General features: G+C 72.3%; 18 protein-coding genes and 1 pseudogene. 15 read left to right on the forward strand and 4 right to left on the reverse strand.

Annotation, left to right across the window (positions count from 1 at the left end; genetic code table 11):
* Positions 1–103: 103 nt before the first annotated feature.
* Positions 104–805: a 2-oxo-4-hydroxy-4-carboxy-5-ureidoimidazoline decarboxylase gene (locus tag ACWGH1_RS29580; protein ID WP_453355283.1), complete on the reverse strand. Its 702-nt coding sequence runs from the start codon at positions 803–805 to the stop codon at positions 104–106.
* 328 nt (positions 806–1,133) lie between these two features.
* Between ACWGH1_RS29580 and ACWGH1_RS29585 the strand changes: the two genes are divergently transcribed.
* A complete protein-coding gene (locus ACWGH1_RS29585) occupies positions 1,134–1,901 on the forward strand; it encodes an RNA polymerase sigma factor (protein WP_453355287.1) in 768 nt (255 codons plus the stop codon).
* On the forward strand, positions 1,901–2,938 hold the full coding sequence (locus ACWGH1_RS29590; RefSeq protein ID WP_453355282.1) for a hypothetical protein: 1,038 nt from the start codon (positions 1,901–1,903) through the stop codon (positions 2,936–2,938). Before ACWGH1_RS29585 ends, ACWGH1_RS29590 begins: the two co-directional genes overlap by 1 nt.
* Positions 2,939–3,131: 193 nt before the next feature.
* Here ACWGH1_RS29590 and ACWGH1_RS29595 read toward each other — a convergent pair whose 3' ends face one another.
* Positions 3,132–4,010 carry a L,D-transpeptidase family protein gene (locus ACWGH1_RS29595; RefSeq protein WP_453409166.1) on the reverse strand — a complete coding sequence of 293 codons (879 nt, stop codon included), beginning with the start codon at positions 4,008–4,010 and terminating at the stop codon, positions 3,132–3,134.
* Between the two features lie 160 nt (positions 4,011–4,170).
* Between ACWGH1_RS29595 and ACWGH1_RS29600 the strand changes: the two genes are divergently transcribed.
* Both ACWGH1_RS29600 and leuE read left to right on the forward strand, forming a co-directional pair.
* Complete coding sequence (locus tag ACWGH1_RS29600; RefSeq protein ID WP_453353368.1) at positions 4,171–5,763, forward strand: acyl-CoA mutase large subunit family protein; 1,593 nt, start codon at positions 4,171–4,173, stop codon at positions 5,761–5,763.
* 65 nt (positions 5,764–5,828) lie between these two features.
* Positions 5,829–6,473, forward strand: coding sequence for a leucine efflux protein LeuE (leuE, locus tag ACWGH1_RS29605; protein ID WP_453353367.1), 645 nt, complete (start codon positions 5,829–5,831; stop codon positions 6,471–6,473).
* A 17-nt stretch (positions 6,474–6,490) separates the two neighbouring features.
* Here the strand turns inward: leuE and ACWGH1_RS29610 are convergent, their stop codons facing one another.
* A complete protein-coding gene (locus ACWGH1_RS29610) occupies positions 6,491–7,804 on the reverse strand; it encodes a polysialyltransferase family glycosyltransferase (RefSeq protein ID WP_453353366.1) in 1,314 nt (437 codons plus the stop codon).
* Entirely contained in the window at positions 7,801–8,775 is a 975-nt protein-coding gene (locus tag ACWGH1_RS29615; protein ID WP_453353365.1) for a glycosyltransferase family 2 protein, read from the reverse strand. Before ACWGH1_RS29615 ends, ACWGH1_RS29610 begins: the two co-directional genes overlap by 4 nt.
* Positions 8,776–8,951: 176 nt before the next feature.
* On the opposite strand from ACWGH1_RS29615, the gene ACWGH1_RS29620 reads away from it, so the two are divergent.
* The 11 genes and pseudogenes from ACWGH1_RS29620 to ACWGH1_RS29670 all read left to right on the forward strand — a co-directional run bounded on the left by ACWGH1_RS29620 (position 8,952) and on the right by ACWGH1_RS29670 (position 21,815).
* Entirely contained in the window at positions 8,952–10,289 is a 1,338-nt protein-coding gene (locus ACWGH1_RS29620; protein WP_453353364.1) for a DUF6716 putative glycosyltransferase, read from the forward strand.
* 92 nt (positions 10,290–10,381) lie between these two features.
* Positions 10,382–10,765, forward strand: a pseudogene (locus ACWGH1_RS29625) (acylneuraminate cytidylyltransferase family protein); the annotation flags it as partial.
* Between the two features lie 330 nt (positions 10,766–11,095).
* Entirely contained in the window at positions 11,096–12,007 is a 912-nt protein-coding gene (locus tag ACWGH1_RS29630; RefSeq protein WP_453353370.1) for an N-acetylneuraminate synthase family protein, read from the forward strand.
* Positions 12,008–12,044: 37 nt separating this feature from the next.
* Positions 12,045–13,196, forward strand: coding sequence for a hypothetical protein (locus tag ACWGH1_RS29635; RefSeq protein ID WP_453353363.1), 1,152 nt, complete (start codon positions 12,045–12,047; stop codon positions 13,194–13,196).
* Between the two features lie 137 nt (positions 13,197–13,333).
* Positions 13,334–14,578, forward strand: coding sequence for an amidohydrolase (locus ACWGH1_RS29640; RefSeq protein WP_453353369.1), 1,245 nt, complete (start codon positions 13,334–13,336; stop codon positions 14,576–14,578).
* Between the two features lie 229 nt (positions 14,579–14,807).
* Positions 14,808–15,872: a BMP family lipoprotein gene (locus ACWGH1_RS29645; RefSeq protein ID WP_453353362.1), complete on the forward strand. Its 1,065-nt coding sequence runs from the start codon at positions 14,808–14,810 to the stop codon at positions 15,870–15,872.
* A 205-nt stretch (positions 15,873–16,077) separates the two neighbouring features.
* Positions 16,078–17,679, forward strand: a complete 1,602-nt coding sequence (locus tag ACWGH1_RS29650; RefSeq protein ID WP_453356250.1) for an ABC transporter ATP-binding protein — start codon at positions 16,078–16,080, stop codon at positions 17,677–17,679.
* A complete protein-coding gene (locus ACWGH1_RS29655; RefSeq protein WP_453356247.1) occupies positions 17,676–18,791 on the forward strand; it encodes an ABC transporter permease in 1,116 nt (371 codons plus the stop codon). The genes ACWGH1_RS29650 and ACWGH1_RS29655 overlap by 4 nt, the downstream gene beginning before the upstream one ends.
* Positions 18,788–20,053: an ABC transporter permease gene (locus ACWGH1_RS29660; RefSeq protein ID WP_453356248.1), complete on the forward strand. Its 1,266-nt coding sequence runs from the start codon at positions 18,788–18,790 to the stop codon at positions 20,051–20,053. Before ACWGH1_RS29655 ends, ACWGH1_RS29660 begins: the two co-directional genes overlap by 4 nt.
* Positions 20,050–20,445, forward strand: a complete 396-nt coding sequence (locus ACWGH1_RS29665; RefSeq protein WP_453356249.1) for a cytidine deaminase — start codon at positions 20,050–20,052, stop codon at positions 20,443–20,445. Before ACWGH1_RS29660 ends, ACWGH1_RS29665 begins: the two co-directional genes overlap by 4 nt.
* A 92-nt stretch (positions 20,446–20,537) precedes the next feature.
* Positions 20,538–21,815: a thymidine phosphorylase gene (locus ACWGH1_RS29670; protein WP_453409167.1), complete on the forward strand. Its 1,278-nt coding sequence runs from the start codon at positions 20,538–20,540 to the stop codon at positions 21,813–21,815.
* Positions 21,816–21,913 lie beyond the last annotated feature (98 nt).

The following is a 21,913-nucleotide window of genomic DNA, read 5'->3' on the forward strand; positions in this document are numbered from 1 at the left end:
CGGGCCCGGCCGGGTACGGTCCACCGGCCCCGGACATCGTAGCGACGCTTTGTCGGTTCCCTTGCGCCGGGTCCATCGGTGTGATCAAACAGGCACGGACGGGCTATCCCACAGGTGCAAATAGCCCGAAATCGGCAGCGGACGGGCCGTCCGGCGGGCCGCCGGGCGGGACCTGCCCGGCCGGGACGGTCGGCAACCGCTCCAGCAGCCGGACGAGCCGGGCCTGGGCGAGGCGGCGCAGCTCGTCCGCCGAGATCGCGCGTTCCTCGTCCGTCTCGTGGGCCATGCGCCGCCGGATCGCCGCCAGCAGCGCGTCCGCCCGCTCCTCCGGCGGGTGCGCGTCCAGGCAGATCACGAAGGCGTGGCCGAAGGTCCGCTCGTACTCCGCGCGCGCCGCGTCCAGTGCGAGGAGCGCGGCGTACGAGGCGCCGTGCGCCAGCTCCGCCGAGCACTCGCTGGCCAGAGCCCCCGTCAGGTCGCCTTGGGAGAGGTCGTACGACGCCTCGTCGGCCGCGGCCAGCAGCGCGGCGAGGTCGGGGTAGGGGCGGTGGACGGCCAGCCGGTGGGCCCAGCGCCCGCTTCCGCAGCAGTGCAGCAGGGCCGCCCGGGCCGTGTCGTGGGGCAGCGCGTTGAACCGGGCGAGACCCGGGCCGTGGGCGCCGACGGGTACCGGAGCGCCGGAGCTTCCCCCAGACTTCTTCCCCGGACCATGTCCGGGAGGGGCTCCGGTGCCCCCATGGACCTGTGCCGGAAAGTGGCTGGACAGCGGGGGGCTCCTCGGGGCGCGGCGCGGGTGTACCGCCACGCTAGCGATGCAGGGCAGCGTGTGGCGTGCCGATTCGAGGATTTCACCCGGAAGTGAGCCGAAAGGATGACCCGGGCATGCATGACCAGGACGAACAGGGGAAGACGACCGAGGCCGCCACCCCCCACAGGAGAGGCCCCGGTCGCCGTCCGATACGGACTCGTGCGACAAGCCCGTATCCATGTCAGCGCCCAGGATGCGTTTTCTGTCACACCCCGCTCCGCGCAGGGTTGGTTGCTGGTTGTACAACTCGTGGACGAGACGTACTTGAAGGCCGTAACGTGCGGATTTGCGCCACACGTACAGGACAGTGAACGGGTTGGGGACTTTGCTGGGGGACGACGCGGAGCTGACCGCCGCGGTGCTCGCGGCACAAGACGGCGACGAGAACGCGTTCCGTACTGTGTACCGCGCCGTGCACCCGCGCCTGCTCGGATACGTACGCACGCTGGTCGGCGACGGTGAGGCGGAGGACGTCACGTCCGAGGCCTGGCTGCAGATCGCCCGCGACCTCGATTCCTTCACCGGCGACGCCGACCGGTTCCGCGGCTGGGCCGCCCGGATCGCCCGCAACCGGGCCCTCGACCACATCCGCATGCGCGGCCGCCGCCCCGCCATCGGCGGGGACGACAGCGAACTCACCGGCCACGCCGCCGACAGCGACACCGCGGGCGCGGCGATGGAGTCGCTCTCCACCAGCTCGACCATGGCGCTGATAGCGCAGCTCCCGCAGGACCAGGCCGAGGCCGTCGTGCTCCGCGTGGTCGTCGGCCTCGACGCGAAGAGCGCCGCCGAGACGCTCGGCAAGCGGCCCGGCGCCGTACGCACCGCCGCGCACCGGGGACTCAAGAAGCTGGCGGAACTGCTGGGCACGGAACTCGACGCCACGGCGGACGGGACCGGCGGCGGCCCCGGCGCTCCCGCACCGGACAAGGAGGCGGCCCTCCCCTTCGGTCATAATGCCGGGAGCCCGCCACGGGGCGGCGCGGGCGTTCGCGATCTCGACGCCGTACCGGCGCAGCGCGGCCGGAGCACGGGCCTCGTGGAACAAACCGGTGTGACGCATTCACGTTGGCGGACGCAGAAGGACATGTGATGGCCGACGAGCGCAACAAGTGGCTGGACAGCGCCGCGGCGGAGCGACTGCTGCGCCGGGAACCGCCGGTGGGGCCGGACGCCGACCAGCAGACCCGGGCCGACGCCGCGCGGCTGCGCGCAGCCCTGACGGCACTGGTCCCGCCGGTGCCCGTCGGGCGGGAACTGCCCGGCGAGGCCGCCGCGCTGGCCGCCTTCCGCGCGGCCCGCGCCGCCGGCGCCCGCGCCGAGGACCCCCCGCGCGCGGAGCCGGACCGGCGCGCCTTCGCCGACGAGCCCCTGGTCGACCTGTCGCCCGCACCGCTCGTACGGATACCCGCGCAGCGGCGCCGCGGCACCCCGCTGCGCCTCGGGCTCGCGGCCGCACTGGCGAGCGTCGCCGTCGGCGGCCTCGCGGCGGCGGCCAGTGGTCTGCTGGACGGCTCCACGCACGATTCCGCCGCTCCCAAGCCCGCCGTCTCGGTCAGCGCCGACGCGGATCCCGCGCCGTCCGGTGACGCCTCGGGCTTCACCCCCGCCCCGCCGCTGCGGCCGACCCCGCTGCGGGACGGCGACGGCGCAACGCCCTCCCCCGGCGCCTCGCGGCTGCCGGGCACCGACGGGCGCAAGGACCCCGGGGGCGCCTCCGGGTTCACCTCGGGACCGGCCGGCACCGGCACCGCCACCACGGGCCCGGACGGCTCCGGCGGCCACGACGGCCTCGCCGACGGCACGTCCGGGACGACCGGCAGCGCAGGCAAGGACAAGGACGCGGACAGGGAGAAGGACAAGGAGCTGCGGCTCCAGGGGAAGGAGTTGTGCGGCGACTACCGCGCGGGCCGGCTCACCGGCGACCGCCGGGAGAAGCTGATCAGGCTGGCCACGACCCTGGCGCAGGTCCCGCACTACTGCGACGGCCTGCTGGACGGGCCCGGCGGCACCACCAAGAGCGGCGCGAACGGCCCCGACGCGGGCACCCCCGGCCCCGGCCCGGGAGGCGTCCTGCCGGCCCCGACCCTGCTCCCGGGCGGCTCGCTCCGCTTCCGCACGCCGGCCTGACGGACACCGTCACACCTGGCTGTAACACTTTTCGACCCGCCGGCGCAGTACAGAACGAGCCGACTGGTCATCGGCCGCGCATGAGCCGGGGTTCCCCCCGTACCCCTGGGCTCTGCGCAACCGGCGCGGGCGGGGCACGTTCCCCCGGCCCCGCCCGCGCCCTCTACGTCGACCCCGGCCGCAGCCGCCGGTCTCACCAGTAGACGACGACCTTGTCGCCGACCTTGACCTGATCGAACAGGGACGACAGCTTCCCCTTGTCCCGGACGTTCACGCAGCCGTGCGAGGCACCGGCGTAGCCGCGGGCGGCGAAGTCCGACGAGTAGTGGACCGCCTGGCCCTCACTGAAGAACATCGAGTACGGCATCGGCGTGTGGTAGATCGTCGACACCCAGTCCTTGGCCTTCCACTCCACCTTGAACTCGCCCTCGCGGGTCGGCGTGTTCTCGGACCCGAAGCGCACGTCCATCGTGGAGACGACCTTGCCGTCGATCATCCAGGCGAGGGTGCGGCTCTCCTTGCTGATGCACATGACCCGGCCCTGCATGCAGCGCGGGTCCGGCGCGTCCACCTCGTTGGTGGTCGGCGGACGCAGCTCTTCCTCGGTCGGCTTCTTGCTGGCACCCTCGATGCTCTTCCAGGTCGCCTGGTCAACCGAACCCGTGGCGGGCAGGCCGTGCCCGGACTGGTAGGTGCGGACGGCGGCGGTCGTCTTCGAACCGTAGAAACCGGTCGGCGCCACCGACATCAGCTTGAGCTGGCGCAGCCGCGCCTGGAGCTCGCGGATCTGGTCGCTCTCGTCACCGTTGGCCAGGATCGGCTTGACGGCGGGCGACTGCGGGGCCGACGCGGAGGGAGAGGCGGGAGCGGAGGCCGATGCCGAAGGCGAGGCGGCCTTGCCGTCGTCCGTGGCGGACGCGGAGGGGGAGGGGGAGGAAACCGCCGTGGGCGCGGACGGGGCCGTCGAAGGGGACCCCGCGGCCCCCGGCTTCTGCGGCCCGCAGGCGGTCGCGGCGAGCGCGACGGCGGTGGCGACTCCCAGCGTGCGGACTATTGCCTTCTGGCGGTACATGGCGGCCCCCCGGTTGTTCTCCGTTGTGTAAGTAGGTGATGCCTGACGGGCGTGGACAGTTGCGGACCGCTCCGCGATGTTGCGCCATTGTGACCAGCGGCCGACGCGGCGGGGTCCGGGCGGTGACCCCGGGCCGGCCGGCACCACGGAGGAGTGGGTCATGGTTCGTCCCCCAGCACGCACCGAGAGCGGAATCCCCATCGACCCGGTCTACGGCCCCGAGGCCCTCGCGGACTGGGACCCGGCCGTCAGCCTCGGGGTACCGGGTGACTACCCCTTCACCCGCGGGATCTATCCCACGATGTACACCGGGCGGCACTGGACGATGCGCCAGTACGCGGGCTTCGGCGCCGCGGCCGAGTCGAACGCCCGCTACCGCGCCCTGATCGAGGGCGGCGGGACCGGCCTGTCGGTGGCCTTCGACCTGCCGACCCAAATGGGACACGACTCCGACGCACCGCTGGCCCACGGCGAGGTCGGGAAGGTCGGCGTGGCCGTCGACTCCGTCGAGGACATGCGGCTGCTGTTCCACGGAATCCCCCTGGACCGGGTCTCGACCTCCATGACCATCAACGCCCCGGCGGCGCTGCTGCTCCTGATGTACCAGCTCGTGGCCGAGGAGCAGGGCATCGCGGCCGACCGGCTCACCGGGACGATCCAGAACGACGTGCTCAAGGAGTACATCGCGCGGGGGACCTACATCTTCCCGCCCGGCCCCTCCCTGCGGCTGACCGCGGACATCTTCCGCTACTGCCGCGCCGAGATCCCCAAGTGGAACACCATCTCCATCTCCGGCTACCACATGGCGGAGGCCGGGGCCTCGCCCGCGCAGGAGATCGCCTTCACCCTGGCCGACGCGATCGCGTACGTCCGTACCGCACTCGACGCGGGCATGCCGGTCGACGACTTCGCCCCCCGGCTGTCGTTCTTCTTCGTCGCCCGGACCACCCTGCTGGAGGAGGTCGCCAAGTTCCGCGCCGCCCGGCGGATCTGGGCGCGGGTGATGCGCGAGGAGTTCGGGGCCCGGGACCCCAGGTCGCTGATGCTGCGCTTCCACACCCAGACGGCCGGGGTGCAGCTGACGGCGCAGCAGCCCGAGCTGAACCTCGTACGGGTCGCGGTCCAGGCACTGGCCGCGGTGCTGGGCGGCACGCAGTCGCTGCACACCAACGCCTTCGACGAGGCGATCGCACTGCCGACGGAGAAGTCGGCGCGGCTCGCGCTGCGCACCCAGCAGGTGCTCGCGCACGAGACCGACGTACCGCACACGGCGGACCCCTTCGCCGGGTCGTACGCGGTGGAGCGGATGACGGACGAGCTGGAGGCGGCCGTGCTCGGGCTGATGCGGCGGGTGGAGGACCTGGGCGGGGCGGTGGCCGCGATCGAGGCCGGTTTCCAGAAGGGCGAGATCGAGCGGAACGCCTACCGCCTCGCGCGCGAGCAGGAGACCGGCGAACGGGTCGTGGTCGGCGTCAACCGGTTCCCGCTCGCCGAGGAGGAGCGGTACGAGCCGCTGCGGGTGGACCCGGCGATCGAGGCGCGCCAGTGCGCGGCCCTGGCGCGGCTGCGCGCGGAGCGCGACGCGGCGGCGGTGACGGCGGCGCTGGACGGGCTGCGGGCGGCCGCCGCCGACTCCTCGGCGAACGTGCTCTACCCGATGAAGGAGGCACTGCGGGCCCGGGCCACGGTGGGGGAGGTCTGCGGGGCGCTGCGGGAGGTGTGGGGAACGTACGTACCGGCGGACGCCTTCTGACCCTGCTGCCCGGGCCCCGCAATACGAATTCCGGCCCGTCGTACCCGCGTGGGACACTCCCTCCCATGCTGGGTGTCACCGATCTGCCGACCTATCTCGCCGGCCTCGTCCTCATCGTCCTCCTGCCGGGGCCGAACTCCCTCTACGTGTTGTCCGTCGCCGCGCGCAAGGGTGTCCGCGAGGGGTACAAGGCCGCCTGCGGGGTGTTCACCGGGGACACCGTCCTCATGTTCCTCACCGCCGCCGGGGCCGGAGCGCTGCTGAAGGCCAGCCCGGTGGTCTTCACGCTGGTCAAGTTCCTCGGGGCCGGGTACCTGGCGTGGCTGGCGGTCGGGATGATGCGGGCGGCGTGGGGCATGTGGCGCGACCGGGCGGCCCGGCAGGAGGAGGCCCTGGCCGAGCCGGAGGTGGCGGACGAGCGGCCGTACCGGCGGGCGCTGGTGGTGAGCCTGTTCAACCCGAAGGCGATCCTGTTCCTGCTCTCGTTCTTCGTGCAGTTCGTGGACCCGGGCTACGCCTACCCCGCGCTGTCGTTCCTGCTGCTGGGGACGCTGTCGCAGCTGGCGAGCTTCCTGTACCTGTCGACGCTGATATTCACCGGGACCCGGTTGTCGGCGGCCTTCCGCCGCCGCAAGCGCCTCTCGGCGGGAGCCACCTCGGCGGCGGGCGTCCTTTTCCTCGGCTTCGCCGCGAAGCTCGCCACGGGCTGACGGCCGGCCAGTGCCGGTCAGCGCCGGCGCAGCCGGCGCAGCACGCGGTGGGCCGTCCGGCGCAGCAGCGGGCTGCGCGGCAGGAACGCCAGCCGTGCCGGAATCCCGCCCGGAAGCCCCAACACCGTCAGTCGGCGGCGCTTGAAGTACCGCCGGGTGCGCGGGGCAAGCGAGCCCGAGAGGTACGTCCGCGCCTGCTCGCGCCGCTCCGCCAGGACGCGCGGCTGCATCGTGAAGCCGACCGCCGCGACGAGGCCGGCCACGTCCGGCAGGGCCGCTTCCCCGGCCCCCGACAGCTCCGGCAGCAGCGCGTCCACCAGCGTCAGCGGGATCCGGTTGCTGTTCTGGTACGGCTCCAGGCGGGCCAGGAGGGCCTGCGTCCCGGTCCGGGCGACCGGGATCCCGTACAGCGTCGCCGCCGTGAGCAGCCCCGTCGAGAAGCACCCCACCACCAGCGCCGGGCGCAGCCGCTCGTACAGCGTCTCCGCGAGCACCGGCTCCCCGATCACCGTCAGCCGCGCCCCCAGCCGCCGCGCCTCCGCATCGGCCCGCCGCGCGTACTGCGCCGGGGCGCTCGGGTGCGGCTTGAAGACCAGCTCCAGGTGGCCCCGCGCGTGCGCCCCGCGCACCATCTGCACGTGCAGTTCCTCCTCCTCGGCCGCCGACATCAGCTCCAGCGCCGAGAGGTACTGCCCGAGCAGCAGGGCCGGGGCCTCGCCGACGTCCGGCACTGGTCCGGCGTGCGGGGCGAGTTCGGCCACCACCTTCAGGAAGCGGTCGCCGGGCACCAGCTCCCCGGGCACCCCGAACTCCGTCAGCAGCAGCGGTTCCAGCCCCGGGACCAGGTCCAGGTGCAGCACCCGCCGCACCCGGGTCCCGATCTGCGGGTCGAGCCGGAAGCGGGTGGGTCCGTAGCTCATCAGCCCGTCGGCGTAGACGTCGACGGCGGCGCCGGGGAACAGCCGGCACAGGCTCTGCGCCGGGGGGACTTGCAGCGACTCCACGACGAGCTCGACCCGGTCCTCACCGAGCCCCCACAGCGTGCGCAGCTGCCGCTCCCACATCGGGACGTCCTCCTCGCGCGGCGCCCAGACGCCCGGGTGCTGCGGCGCGATGACGGCGTTCCAGTCGATCACCTCGTCGAAGCGGGCGCGCAGCGCGGCGAAGCCCGGCACGGCGGCGAGTCCCGGGGTGACCTCGGGGGCGGGGGAGTGGTTGCTGGTCAGCAGGATGCGGCGGCCGGCCGGCGGGAAGCGGTCCGCGTCGACGGCCGCCGCGAGGGTGGCCGTCCCGAAGGGCGTGGAGGCGAGGAAGATCTGGGTGACGTTCACGCGGCGGCCCCCGGAGCGGCGCGGCGCCGCAGCCGGCGCAGCAGGGCGGAGCGGTCCGCGTCCATGGAGTCCAGGGCCTGGTCCAGCAGGACTCCGGGCATGCGCGCCAGCGCTTCCGCGCTCAGCGTGCGGAGTTTTCTGGCCACGGCCGGTTCGAACCTCTCGATGGATCCGATCTGATGAGCGATGATCGCGCAATATGTTCGGACGGCTTTCGGAAGGAGCAGGCCCGAATCCCGGTCGGTGGCCGTGTCCGACAGAACTTGATCAAATGCGTGAATGAAATCGAGTTGGCGCTCGTCCCCGATCTGGGTCAGCGAGGTGGAAATGCCGCGCCGGTAGAAGATTCCGGCCGTTCCGACCGCGGCGAATGATTTCGCCTCCCGGTGCAGCCGCCAGATCCACGGCCGGTCCTCCGCCGTCCGCAGCCCGTCCGTGAAATGCAGCAACCCCCGGTCCAGCAGCCGCCGGTGGTACATGCCGGCCCAGGCGTACGGATAGTCCACCGCGGTCGCCCGCGAGGCCGGCAGGATCGCGGCGCGCGGGTCGGCCACGACGCCCTGCGGCCCGAACGGCACCCGCTCCACGGTCCGCGTCCGGCCCGTGACCCGCACGTGGTCGGTGCGGACGAAGTCGCAGCCGAGCGCCTCGATCGCGGCCAGCGTGCGGGCCAGGTGGCCGGGCGCGAGCCAGTCGTCCCCGTCCAGGAAGGCGATGTACTCGCCGCGGGCCGCGTCCAGACCGGTGTTGCGGGCCGTGGCGAGGCCGCCGTTCCCGTCCCGCGCGAGGTGCACGGCACCCGGCAGCCGCGCCGCCGCCCGCTCCAGCAGAGCGGCCGTGCCGTCCGTCGAACAGTCGTCGACCAGCAGGAACTCGAAATCCTCCCGGGCGTTCAGTTCGATACTCCGCAGGACGTCCGGCGCATATGTCTGCACGTTGTAGAACGGCACGACGACTGAGAGCTTGAGCACCCGGGTGACGTTAGGAGGCCGCCCGGCATTCACCGTGGCCCGCATACGGATTCCACGTGAACGACGCGGGGCGGTCGCGTTAACCCGTGCGCTTTCGCATGACGTCGACGGGTTGTTAACCAGCTGTTGTGCGGTCGTTGGGCCGGTCAGCGGAAATGCGGAATAGCTTCTGCCGGGTGCCAGCCACCAGTAATCGTGGCGATCTCCGCATCGCCGTACTCGCCGATTCCGATACGCGATGGAAATGGGGCGCGCTCACCGCGCGGCGCCTCGCGCCCGACCACCGGCCCACCGGATTCCTGCTGCGCGGCCGGGCCACCCCCACCGCACGCCAGCTCGGCGAGGTCGGCATCGGGGCGGCCCCGGACGGGCCGGCCGAGGTGACCTGCGCCGAGTTCCTGGCCGAAATCGGGCGGGCGCGCGGCGCCGACCGCTACGACGTGGTCGTCCTGGCCCTCGTCGGCGGTGCGGTCCAGGCCGTCCTGCACGGAGTGCGTGCCCTGTGGCCCGAGCCCGCGGCCCGCCCCGTCCTGGTCACCGGCTACGTCGGCGTCGTCTACGAGAAGCTCACCGACGGCCTGCTGCTGCGGCACGGGGCCGACCTGGTCCTCGCCAACTCCCCCTATGACGCGGGCCGCTTCCGCGCCGTGTACGAGGGGGCCGGCGCCGCGTCGGACGCCGTCACCGAGACCGCGCTGCCCTTCCTCGAAGGCGCGGCCCACCAGCCGGGCGCCGACGCGCCCACCGTCGTCTTCGCCGTGCAGCCCTCCGTGCCCGAGAGCCGCGCCGACCGTACGTACCTGCTCGCGCGGGCCGCCGCCCACGCCCGGCTCCACCCCGGCCGGGAGGTACTGGTCAAGCTGCGCAGCCGGCCCGGGGAGCACACCACGCACCTGGAGGAGCACCCCTACCAGCGCCTCGCCGAGCGGCTGCCCGGCGGACTGCCGCCCAACTGCCGCCTGGTGTACGGGAACATGGGCGCGGTCCTGGACGACACCGGCCTGCTGGTCACGGTCTCGTCCACCGCCGCCCTGGAGTCCTTGCACCGGGGCATCCCGACCGCCGTCCTGACCGACCTCGGCATCCGCGAGGCGCTCGGCAACCACCACTTCCTCGGCTCCGGCTGCCTCGCCTCCTGGGACCAGCTGGACCAGGGGCTGCTGCCCGCGGGTGACCCGGGGTGGCTCGCGGAACAGGGCGTGGCCCCGGACCGGGAGCCCTTCGCCGCCGCCCGCACCCGGCTCGCCGAGCTGCTCGCGCGGGAGCTGCTGCCGCCCGTGGCCCCCTACTACACCCGGATCACCGCCCCCGGCTACCTCCCCGGGGTGCTGGCCCGCCACCGCCTCGATCCGGACGGCCACCCGCTCCCGGGCACCCTGCGGCCGGACTCGCCCCGGGGCGCGTCCCGGGCCCGGGCCTGGCTCCGCGGCCGCCTGCGCGAGGCGGCGCGGGGTGCGTACCGGCACGGGGTCCAGCGCGTGGCCCCGACGATCCGCCGCCTGGGCGACCTGTGACCCCCCGCCGCCCCGCGCCTCCCGCGCCCGCCCCTCTTCCCGCCCCCGTACCGGCGGCCGTCGGGCCGGGCCGCGCCGCGCGGGTGCTCGCCGTGATCCCGGCGCGGGGCGGGTCCAAGGGGCTGCCGGGCAAGAACCTCGCCGAGGTCGGTGGGATCCCGCTCGTCGCACGGGCCGTGCGCGCCTGCCTGGCGGCGCCCGCCGTCACCGACGTGGTCGTCTCCACCGACTCCCAGGCCATCGCCGCCGCCGCCCGGGCCGCCGGGGCCGTCGCCCTGCGCCGCCCGGCCGCCATCGCCGGGGACACCGCGAGCAGCGAAGCCGCCCTGCTCCACGCGCTGGACTCGTTCGAGGAACTGCACTCCGTCACCGTCGACGTCGTCCTCCTCATCCAGTGCACCAGCCCTTTCCTGACCCCGTCCGACGTCGAATCCGTGGCCGCGGCCGTCGCTTCGGGCGGCGCCGACTCCGCCATGACCGTGGCCCCCTTCCACGGCTTCCTCTGGCGGGCGGCGGCCGACGGCACCGGATCCGGCGTCAACCACGAGGCCGCGTACCGCCCTCGCCGCCAGGACCGCCCCGAGGACCTGCTGGAGACCGGCGCCGCCTACGCCATGGCCGCCGACGGCTTCCGCGCCGCCCGGCACCGCTTCTTCGGGCGGACCTGGCCCGTCCGCACCGACCCGGCCCGGGTCCTGGAGATCGACGACCCCCACGACCTGGCCCGCGCCCGCCTCCTCGCACCGCTGCTCGACACCCCGTCCGGCACCCCGCCCCGGCCCCTCGTACGAAGGACGTCACCGACCATGAGCTCCACCACCCGCCTGCGCCGCTTCGGTCAGCGCTTCGCCGGTCCCGGCCGGCCCGTCTACGTCGTCGGCGAGATCGGCATCAACCACAACGGCGACCTGAACAACGCCTTCGCCCTCATCGACGCGGCCGCCGACGCCGGCTGCGACGCCGTCAAGTTCCAGAAGCGCACCCCGGAGATCTGTACCCCCCGGGACCAGTGGGACATAGAGCGCGACACCCCGTGGGGCCGGATGACCTACATCGACTACCGCCACCGCGTGGAGTTCGGCGAGGACGACTACCTCGCCATCGACGCGCACTGCGCCGAGCGCGGCATCGACTGGTTCGCCTCCCCCTGGGACACCGAGGCCGTCACCTTCCTGGAGAAGTTCGACCTCCCCGCCCACAAGGTGGCCTCCGCCTGTCTCACCGACGACGAGCTGCTGCGCGCCCTTCGCGCCACCGGCCGGACCGTCGTGCTGTCCACCGGCATGTCCACCCCCAAGCAGATCCGGCACGCCGTCGAGGTGCTCGGCAGCGACAACATCCTGCTCTGCCACGCCACCTCGACGTACCCCGCCAAGGCGGAGGAGCTCAACCTGCGGGTGATCGACACCCTCCGCGACGAGTACCCCAACGTCCCGATCGGCTACTCCGGCCACGAGACGGGCCTGCAGACCACGCTGGCCGCCGTCGCCCTCGGCGCCGCGTTCGTCGAGCGGCACATCACCCTCGACCGTGCGATGTGGGGCTCCGACCAGGCCGCCTCCGTCGAACCCGGCGGCCTCGCCCGCCTCGTGCGTGACATCCGGACCATCGAGACCGCCCTCGGCGACGGCGTCAAGCGCGTCTACGACTCCGAGCTGGCCCCCATGAAGAAGCTCCGCCGCTTCTCCGGTCAGAGCCAGGCCACCGCCACCGTCTGACCGCTCCGATCCCGCCCCCTCTGCCGAGGAGCACGTGGTGACCCCCTCCGCCCCCGGTTCCACCCTTCGTTCGACCTTGGCTTTCGTCGAGAGCCCGGTCCAGCTGCTCAACGTCCTCGAATGGGCCCACGCCGAGCACGGCCCCGCCGGCGAGCGGCTCCTGGACGCCGTGCCCCGCCAGCCCACCGCCGCCTCCCGCGCGGCCGGGCGGCCGGAGGCGCCGCTGATCGTCGTCCTGCCGCCCACCGACCCCATGTCCCGGGGCCAGCTGCGCCGGGTCGCGGCCCTGGCCCGCGACGAGGGGTTCACCGTCCGGTGGCAGGAGGCCCGCGGTGGCGCCGGGGCCCCGCTCCGGGCCCTGGCGGCGCTCGCCGCCGACGTGCGCCGGGCCGGGCGGATCGTGGTCGGGGACCCCTTCTCCCGCTTCGTCCAGCTGCTGCTCGCCCCGGCGTCCCGCACCGCCGAGCTGGTCGTCGTCGACGACGGCACCGCCACCATGGAGTTCGTCGCGCAGCTCGGCCGGGGCGAGCGGCTGCGCCGCTGGCACCGCACCGGCGGCGGGACCGCGTCCCGGGTGCGGGAGCTCGCGTACGCACCGGTGTCGGGGACCGCACGGCGCCGGCTCACCCCGGGCGGGCGCCGCCGGGTACGGGTGTTCACCTCGATGCCGGTCACCCCGCTGCCCGGGATGGAGCTGAGCGTCAACGACTTCGCCTGGACCCGCTCCCGCTTCGGGCCGCCCCGGCTGACCAGGGGCACCGACCTCGTCGGCACCTCCCTCGTGGAGACGGGCGTGGTGGATCCGGCCCGCTACCTGGACGCCGTGTGCGCCCTGAGCCGGGAACACGGCGCGACGCGGTACTTCGCGCACCGCCGGGAGTCCCCGGAGAAGCTGCGGGTGCTGAGCGAGGCGGCCGGGCTGGAGATCGTACGTCCGGACCTGCCGCTGGAGCTGATCGCCCGGCGGGGGCCGGTGGGCCGGACCATCGTCAGCTTTCCGTCCACGGTCGTCCACACGCTGCCCTACGCCCTGGCCGGTACCGGCGTTACCGTCGCCGTATGCGATGTCGAGCCGGCCTGGCTCACGGCCGCCGCCTCACCCCGGGCCCGGGGCTTCCTCGCCGGGGTCACCGACACCGCGCGCGGTGTGCGCAGACTGCCCGCTCAGGCGGCTCCGGCGGCCGGATGAGCGCGCGAGTTTACCCTCGGGCGCAACCGGTCATGCGTCCGGAGGCCGGGTTTCTTTCCCCTAACGGCATGAACTTTTTGTGATCTCCGGCCAGTTGACCCATCCGTGCGCCTAACCTTCAACGGGTGAACCAGTTGATGTCCCGCGAGTCCCAGACCGCCCTGCCCGGCACGCCCGACCGGCCCGAGCTGCCCGGCACGCTTCCGGACCACCTGCGTGCCGAACTGATCTCCTTCCGCCGGGACCTGCACATGCATCCCGAGCTCGGGCACCAGGAGTTCCGCACCACGGCGGCGATCAAGGCCCGGCTGGAAAAAGCCGGCCTGCGCCCACGGGTGCTGAGCACCGGCACCGGCCTGATCTGTGACGTGGGCACCTGGGACGGGGTACGGCCCGTGCTCGCCCTGCGCGCGGACATCGACGCCCTGCCCATCCCCGACACCAAGACCCACGTCCCGTACCGCTCGACCGTCCCCGACCGGGCGCACGCCTGCGGCCACGACGTGCACACCGTGACCGTGCTCGGCGCGGGCCTGGTGCTCGCCGAGCTCGACCGCCAGGGCCTGCTGCCGCAGCCGGTCCGGCTGCTGTTCCAGCCCGCCGAGGAGGTGCTCCCGGGCGGTGCGAGCGACGCCATCGAGGACGGGGTGCTGGACGGCGTCGGCAAGATCATCGCGGTGCACTGCGACCCCCGGGTGGACGCCGGGAAGATCGGGCTGCGCCCCGGTGCCATCACGTCCGCCTGCGACCGGCTGGAAGTCACCCTGGCGGGTCCCGGCGGCCACACCGCCCGCCCGCACCTGACCACCGACCTCGTCACGGCCGCCGCCCGCGTCGCGGTCGACGTGCCGGCGGTGCTGGCCCGCCGGATGGACGCCCGCTCGGGCATGTCCGTCACCTGGGGCCGGATCGAGGCCGGGCACGCCTGCAACGTCATCCCGATGCACGCGGAGCTGTCCGGAACCGTGCGGTGCCTGGACCTGAACGCCTGGCACGGGGCCCCCGACCAGATCCACGCGGCGATCGACGAGGTCGCGGCCCTGCACGGGGCCAAGTCGGAGATCACCTACGTCCGCGGCGTGCCGCCGGTGGTCAACGACCCGATGGTGACCGAGCTGCTGCGCGAGGCGATGTCGGCCCGGCGCGGCCCCGGGGCGATCGAGGACACCGAGCAGAGCCTGGGCGGCGAGGACTTCTCCTGGTACCTGGAGCACGTCCCGGGCGCCATGGCCCGCCTCGGCGTGCACAAGCCCGGCGACCCGGCCAAGCGGGACCTGCACCGGGGCGATTTCGACGTGGACGAGTCCGCGATCGCCGTCGGCGTCGAGTTCTTCACGGCCGCCGCCCTGCTCGACGGGCGTCGCGCCAGGGCCTCCCGGTAAAAGCCGGGGCAAAATCTGTACAACATCTGAGCGGCACCCGGCGCACCTGTCCAGCCCTTGGTATGCAAGGGCTGGACGCCCGACCAGTTACCGATCGGTCACTGTCCGGTTCGCGACGATCCGATAACGACTCATGAACGGGCTCTTAACTGACATCTACGCGCGTTACGATCGCCGCGAAACCAGCGCCGGTCGTGGCGCTTCGGTCAGGTTTTGAAGGAGCCTCCCCTTGCGCCGGATCACCAGGATCGCCACCGTGGGCCTCGCGTCCGCGGCGCTGGCCCTCTCGGCCACCGCCTGTGGCGGAAAGAAGTCGTCGGACGCCACCTCGTCCAGCTCGTCCTCCGGTACCAAGGAGGCCGGCGCCGCCATCGCGTACGACATCGGCGGCCGCGGCGACCAGTCGTTCAACGACGCCGCTTACGCCGGTCTCGAGAAGGCGAAGACCGAGCTCAAGATCAAGACCGCCGAGGCGGAGCCCACCGAGGGCGAGTCCGAGGCCGACAAGGTCCAGCGCCTGACCGAGCTCGCGCGCAAGGGCAACAACCCGGTCATCGGAGTCGGTTTCTCCTACGCGCCGGCCATCAAGAAGGTCGCCGCGAAGTTCCCGGACACCACGTTCGGCATCATCGACGACACCTCGCAGACCGACAAGAACATCGCCAACCTGGTCTTCAACGAGGAGCAGGGCTCCTACCTGGCCGGCGTCGCCGCCGCCAAGACGTCGAAGACCGGCACGGTCGGCTTCATCGGCGGTGTCGAGGTCCCGCTGATCAAGAAGTTCCAGGCGGGCTTCGAGCAGGGCGTCAAGGACACCAACCCGAACGCCAAGGTGCTGTCCACCTACCTGACCCAGCCGCCGGACTTCTCGGGCTTCGCCAAGCCCGACCTCGGCAAGGCCGCCGCCAAGGGCCAGCTCGACAGCGGCGCCGACGTGGTCTACGCCGCCGCCGGCCTCGCGGGCTCGGGTGCCATCGAGGCCGCCGCCGGCGCCGGCAAGTGGGCCATCGGTGTCGACTCCGACCAGTACAACCAGCCCGGTCTGTCGAAGTACAAGGACCACATCCTGACCTCGGTCACCAAGGACGTCTCCCTCTCGGTCTACGACCTGATCAAGTCGGTCAAGGACGGCAAGCCGGAGTCCGGCGAGGTCCGCTACGGCCTGGACAAGAACGGCGTCGCCCTGGCCGACTCCAACCCGCTGTACAAGTCGATGGCCGAGGTCACCGCCGCGGTGGAGAAGGCCAAGGCCGACATCATCGCCAAGAAGATCACCGTCAAGACCGCCCCGTAAGGGACGGCCTGACAGCCGATCGGTTTTCCGGGGTCCGGGTAGCGGCTCTGCCGCCACCCGGACCCCGCCCCGCGTCAAGTGGCCACCCGGTCACAACTTTTCACTTCCGACAGTGCTACGCGCGTAGAGGAACCGTGGACGCGGTACCTTCTCTCCCCGCCCTGTCCCCCTGCCTTCCGCTCCTTCGCGCCAAGGAGAGTGCGTCATCAACGCGTCCAGCCCCCCCGCCGTAGAACTGCACGGCATCACCAAGCGTTTCCCTGGCGTCGTCGCCAACAAGGACATCGACATCACCGTTCGCAAGGGCACGGTCCACGCCCTCATCGGTGAGAACGGTGCCGGCAAGTCGACCCTGATGAAGATCCTCTACGGCATGCAGAAGCCGGACGAGGGGACCATCGCCGTCGACGGGGAGCAGGTCTCCTTCGCCAACCCGGGTGACGCGATCGCCCGCGGCATCGGCATGGTGCACCAGCACTTCATGCTCGCCGACAACCTCACCGTCCTGGAGAACGTCGTCCTCGGCGGCGAGAAGCTGTACGGGATCGGCGGCAAGGCCCGCAGGAAGATCATGGAGATCTCCGACGCGTACGGCCTCGGGGTCCGCCCCGACGCCCTCGTCGAGGAGCTCGGTGTCGCCGACCGCCAGCGCGTGGAGATCCTCAAGGTCCTCTACCGCGGCGCCCGCACCCTCATCCTCGACGAGCCGACCGCCGTGCTCGTGCCGCAGGAAGTGGACGCGCTCTTCGACAACCTGCGCGAGCTCAAGGCCGAGGGCCTGACCGTCATCTTCATCTCGCACAAGCTGGGCGAGGTGCTGAAGGTCGCCGACGACATCACCGTCATCCGCCGGGGCACCACGGTCGGCACCGCCGACCCCAGGTCCGCCACCACCAAGCAGCTCGCCGAGCTGATGGTCGGCAGCGAGCTGCCCTCGCCGGAGACCCGCGAGTCCACGGTGACCGCGACCCCCATGCTCCAGGTCCAGGGCCTGCGCCTGGCCGCCACCGACCCGGACGGGATCGTCCGCGAGGTGCTCGCCGGCATCGACTTCACCATCCACAAGGGCGAGGTCCTCGGCATCGCCGGTGTCGAGGGCAACGGCCAGACGGAGCTCATCGACGCCCTCATGGGCATGAGCATCCCCGACGGCGGCGTCATCACCCTCGACGGCCGGGACATCTCCACCACCCCGACCCGCAAGCGCCGCGAGGGCGGCATCGGCTACATCCCCGAGGACCGCCACCGGCACGGGCTGCTGCTGGATTCCCCGCTCTGGGAGAACCGCATCCTCGGCCACGTCACCGAGGCGCCGAACTCCAAGCGCGGTGTCCTCGACCCGAAGGCCGCCCGCAAGGACACCGAGCGCATCGTGCGCGAGTACGACGTCCGCACCCCGGGCATCGACGTCACCGCGGCCTCCCTCTCCGGCGGCAACCAGCAGAAGCTGATCGTCGGCCGCGAGATGAGCCACAACCCCAAGTTCCTCATCGCCGCCCACCCCACCCGCGGTGTGGACGTCGGTGCGCAGGCGCAGATCTGGGACGCCATCCGCGAGGCCCGGCGCGAGGGCCTGGCCGTGCTGCTCATCTCCGCCGACCTCGACGAGCTGATCGGCCTGTCCGACACCCTGCGCGTCATCTACCGCGGCCGCCTGGTCGCGGACGCCGATCCGGCGACCATCACGCCCGAGGAGCTCGGCACCGCAATGACGGGCGCCGCCACCGGGCACCTGGAAGCAACCAACGACCACGTTGAAGGCTCCGCCGCTGCCGACGGTGAGACGACGGAGGACGAGGCCCGATGAAGAAATTCGACAAGGACCGGCTGCTGCTCGCGGTCGCCGGACCGGTGCTCGCGCTGGTCAGCGCCCTGGTGCTGACCGTGATCGTGCTGGCCGCCTCGGGCGTCGACCCGATCGACCCGCTGCGCATCATGATCGACCAGGCCGGTTACGAGGACATCCAGGTCCTGATCATCAACCAGGCAGGCATCTACTACCTGGCAGCCCTGGCCGTCGCCATCGGCTTCCGGATGAACCTCTTCAACATCGGCGTGGACGGCCAGTACCGCCTCGCGGCGATGGTCTCCGCGGTGGTCGGTACGGCGGTCTCGCTGCCCGGTCCGCTGCACGTCCTGCTGATCGTGGTCGTGGCCATGCTCACGGGCGCCTTCTGGGCCGGCATCGCGGGCGCCCTCAAGGCCCGCCGCGGGGTGAGCGAGGTCGTCTCCACGATCATGCTCAACGCCATCGCTACCTCGCTGATCGCCTGGCTGATCCTGCCGAAGAACTTCGGCGTCCAGCCGGCCGGCTCCAACGACCTCACCACCGGTGACATCCCGGAGTCCGGCTGGGTCCCGTCGCTCTCCCTCTCCGGCGGCGACATCTACGGCTTCACCTTCGTCGCCTTCGCCCTGGGCATCGTCTACTGGTTCGTGCTGAACCGGACCCGCTTCGGCTTCGACCTGCGCGCCACCGGCGCGAGCGAGTCCGCCGCCCAGGCCTCCGGCGTGGACGCCAAGAAGATGATCATGACCTCGATGCTCATCTCGGGCGCGGTCGCCGGCCTGACCGGCATGCCGCTGCTGCTCGGCGAATCGCACACGTACAACCTGTCCTTCCCGCTGGGCATCGGCTTCACCGGCATCACCATCGCCCTGCTCGGCCGCAACAACCCCGTCGGCATCTTCTTCTCGGCACTCCTGATCGCCTTCATCGACAAGGCCTCCGCCGGTCTCGACCAGAACGGCTACGCCAAGGAGATCGGCACGATCCTGCAGGGCCTGATCGTGATCGCCGTCGTCGTCAGCTACGAGCTCGTCCGCCGCTACGGCATCCGCCGCCAGCAGCAGAAGGTCGGCGAAGAGCTGGCCGCAGGCCACGCCCTCAAGACCGACAACAAGGAGGTCGCGGCGTGAGCACCAGCACCGTTTCCGCGACGAGCGCCGCGCCCAAGAAGGGCGGCGGCCGCCGCAAGCTCACCCTGCCCTGGATCCTGCTGATGATCGCGGGCGGACTCGCCCTGATCTCCCTGGTCAGGATCATCTCCGGGGCCGACGACCTGACCTCCGTCGGCCAGGTCTCCGGCGCCCTCCAGCTCGCCGTGCCGATCGCCCTCGCGGGCCTCGGCGGCCTGTGGGCCGAGCGCGCGGGCGTGGTCAACATCGGCCTCGAAGGCATGATGATCCTGGGCACCTGGTTCGGTGCCTGGGCCGGCTACCAGTGGGGTCCGTGGACCGGTGTCCTCGTCGGCATCGCCGGCGGCGCCCTCGGCGGCCTGCTGCACGCGATCATCACCGTGACGTTCAACGTCAACCACATCGTCTCCGGTGTGGCGGTCAACATCCTGGCCGTCGGCTTCACCCAGTACCTGTCGAACTTCACCTTCGACGAGGTTCCGGGCGGCTCCTCCAAGCAGTCCCCGCGCATCGAGCCGATCGCCGAGATCACCGTTCCGGGGCTCTCGGACTGGCTGACCACGCTCCAGGGCAAGCACTGGTTCCTCGTCTCGGACGTGGCCGGGGTCCTCGGCGGGCTGGTCACCAACCTCTCGCTGCTGACCGTCGTGGCGGTCCTGCTGGTCCCCGTCACCTGGTGGGTGCTGTGGCGGACCTCCTTCGGTCTGCGCCTGCGCTCCTGCGGTGAGAACCCGGTCGCCGCCGAATCCCTCGGCGTCAACGTCTACAAGTACAAGTACATCGCCGTCGTCGTCTCCGGCGCGATGGCCGGCCTCGGCGGCGCGTTCCTCGCGATCGTCTCCACCGGCATCTACCAGGAGGGCCAGACCGGCGGCCGCGGCTACATCGGTCTCGCCGCGATGATCTTCGGCAACTGGATGCCGGGCGGCATGGCCCTCGGCTCGGGCCTCTTCGGCTTCACCTACAGCCTCCGGCTGCGCGGTGGCGCCGAGAACGTCCACGCGATGCTCCTGCTGCTGGCGATCCTGCTCGTGATCGTCGTCGCCTGGCAGCTGTACAGGAAGAAGTACCTGCAGGCGGGCATCGCGGCCGTCTGCTCCGCCGGCCTCTTCCTCTGGTACGTGCTCACCGACTCCGTCCCGAGCCAGTTCGTGGACGCGGCCCCGTACGTCACGACGCTGCTCGTGCTCGCCCTGTCGGCGCAGCGCCTGCGGATGCCCAAGGCGGACGGCATGCCGTACCAAAAGGGCCAGGGCAAGTGACGGCCGTGGACTGGGAGGCCCTGCGGACGGCCGCCCGGGAGGCGATGACGCGGGCGTACGCCCCGTACTCGGGCTTCCCGGTCGGTGTCGCCGCCCTGGTCGACGACGGCCGCACGGTCGTCGGCTGCAACGTGGAGAACGCCAGCTACGGGCTCGGCCTGTGCGCCGAGTGCGGGCTGGTCTCCGCCCTCCAGGCCACGGGCGGCGGCCGGCTCACGCACTTCACGTGCGTGGACGGCAAGGGCCAGATCCTGGTCCCGTGCGGCCGCTGCCGCCAGCTGCTCTTCGAGTTCGGCGGCCCCGAACTCCAGGTGGAGACACCCGAAGGCGTCCTGCCGCTCGCGGCGATGCTGCCGCAGGCCTTCGGACCGGACCACCTGAGACAGCCGTAGCGACGGTCCTTCGTCCCTCCCGGGCGAAGGACCGTCGTCTTTCCCGTCTCACTTCCCACCCCTCTCTCTATGCGCGTAGAAGGAAGCACTCCATGGACGTCATCTCCGTCATCCGCACCAAGCGCGACCGCGGGGAACTCAGCCCCGAACAGATCGACTGGGTCATCGACGCGTACACGCGCGGCGTCGTCGCCGACGAGCAGATGTCGGCGCTGGCCATGGCCATCCTGCTGAACGGTATGAACCGGGCCGAGATCGCCCGCTGGACCGCCGCGATGATCGCCTCCGGCGAGCGCATGAACTTCGACTCCCTCTCCCGCCCGACCGCCGACAAGCACTCCACCGGCGGCGTCGGCGACAAGATCACCCTGCCGCTGGCCCCGCTCGTCGCCGCCTGCGGCGCGGCCGTGCCGCAGCTCTCGGGCCGGGGCCTCGGCCACACCGGCGGCACCCTGGACAAGCTGGAGTCCATCCCCGGCTGGCGCGCGCTGCTGTCCAACGAGGAGATGCTGAACGTCCTCGACACCACCGGCGCGGTCATCTGCGCGGCGGGCGACGGCCTGGCCCCCGCCGACAAGAAGCTGTACGCGCTGCGCGATGTGACCGGCACGGTCGAGGCGATCCCGCTGATCGCCTCCTCCATCATGTCCAAGAAGATCGCGGAGGGCACCGGCTCCCTGGTGCTGGACGTGAAGGTCGGATCCGGCGCCTTCATGAAGAACATCGAGGACGCGCGCGAGCTCGCCTCCACCATGGTCGCCCTCGGCACCGACAGCGGCGTCAAGACGATCGCCCTGCTCACCGACATGTCCACCCCGCTCGGCCTGACCGCCGGCAACGCGCTGGAGGTCCGCGAGTCGGTCGAGGTCCTCGCCGGCGGCGGTCCCGCCGACGTCGTGGAGCTGACCCTGGCCCTGGCCCGGGAGATGCTGGACGCGGCGGGCATCAAGGATGCCGACCCGGCCAAGGCGCTCGCCGACGGCTCCGCGATGGACGTCTGGCGCCGGATGATCGCGGCCCAGGGCGGCGACCCGGACGCGACCCTGCCGGTCGCCCGCGAGCACCACGTCGTCACCGCCCCCGCCTCCGGTGTCCTGACCCGGCTGGACGCCTACGCGGTGGGCGTCGGCGCCTGGCGCCTGGGCGCGGGCCGCGCCCGCAAGGAGGACCCCGTCCAGGCGGGCGCGGGCATCGAGCTGCACGCCAAGCCCGGCGAGACGGTCACCGCGGGCCAGGCCCTGATGACCCTGCACACCGACACCCCGGAGAAGTTCGAGTACGCCCTGGCCGCCCTGGCGGGCTCGTACGACATCGCCCCGGCGGGCACCGCGTTCACCGCGAACCCGATCGTGCTGGACCGCATCGCCTGACCGGCACCCCCCGACCCCGTCGGCGCGGCTCCCCGTCCGGTGCAGCAGGGCGCGTAGCCGCGGCGGGACGCCGGCCAGGCTGAGGCGGACCCCGGCCC

This window comes from Streptomyces sp. NPDC054883 (genome assembly GCF_053610645.1).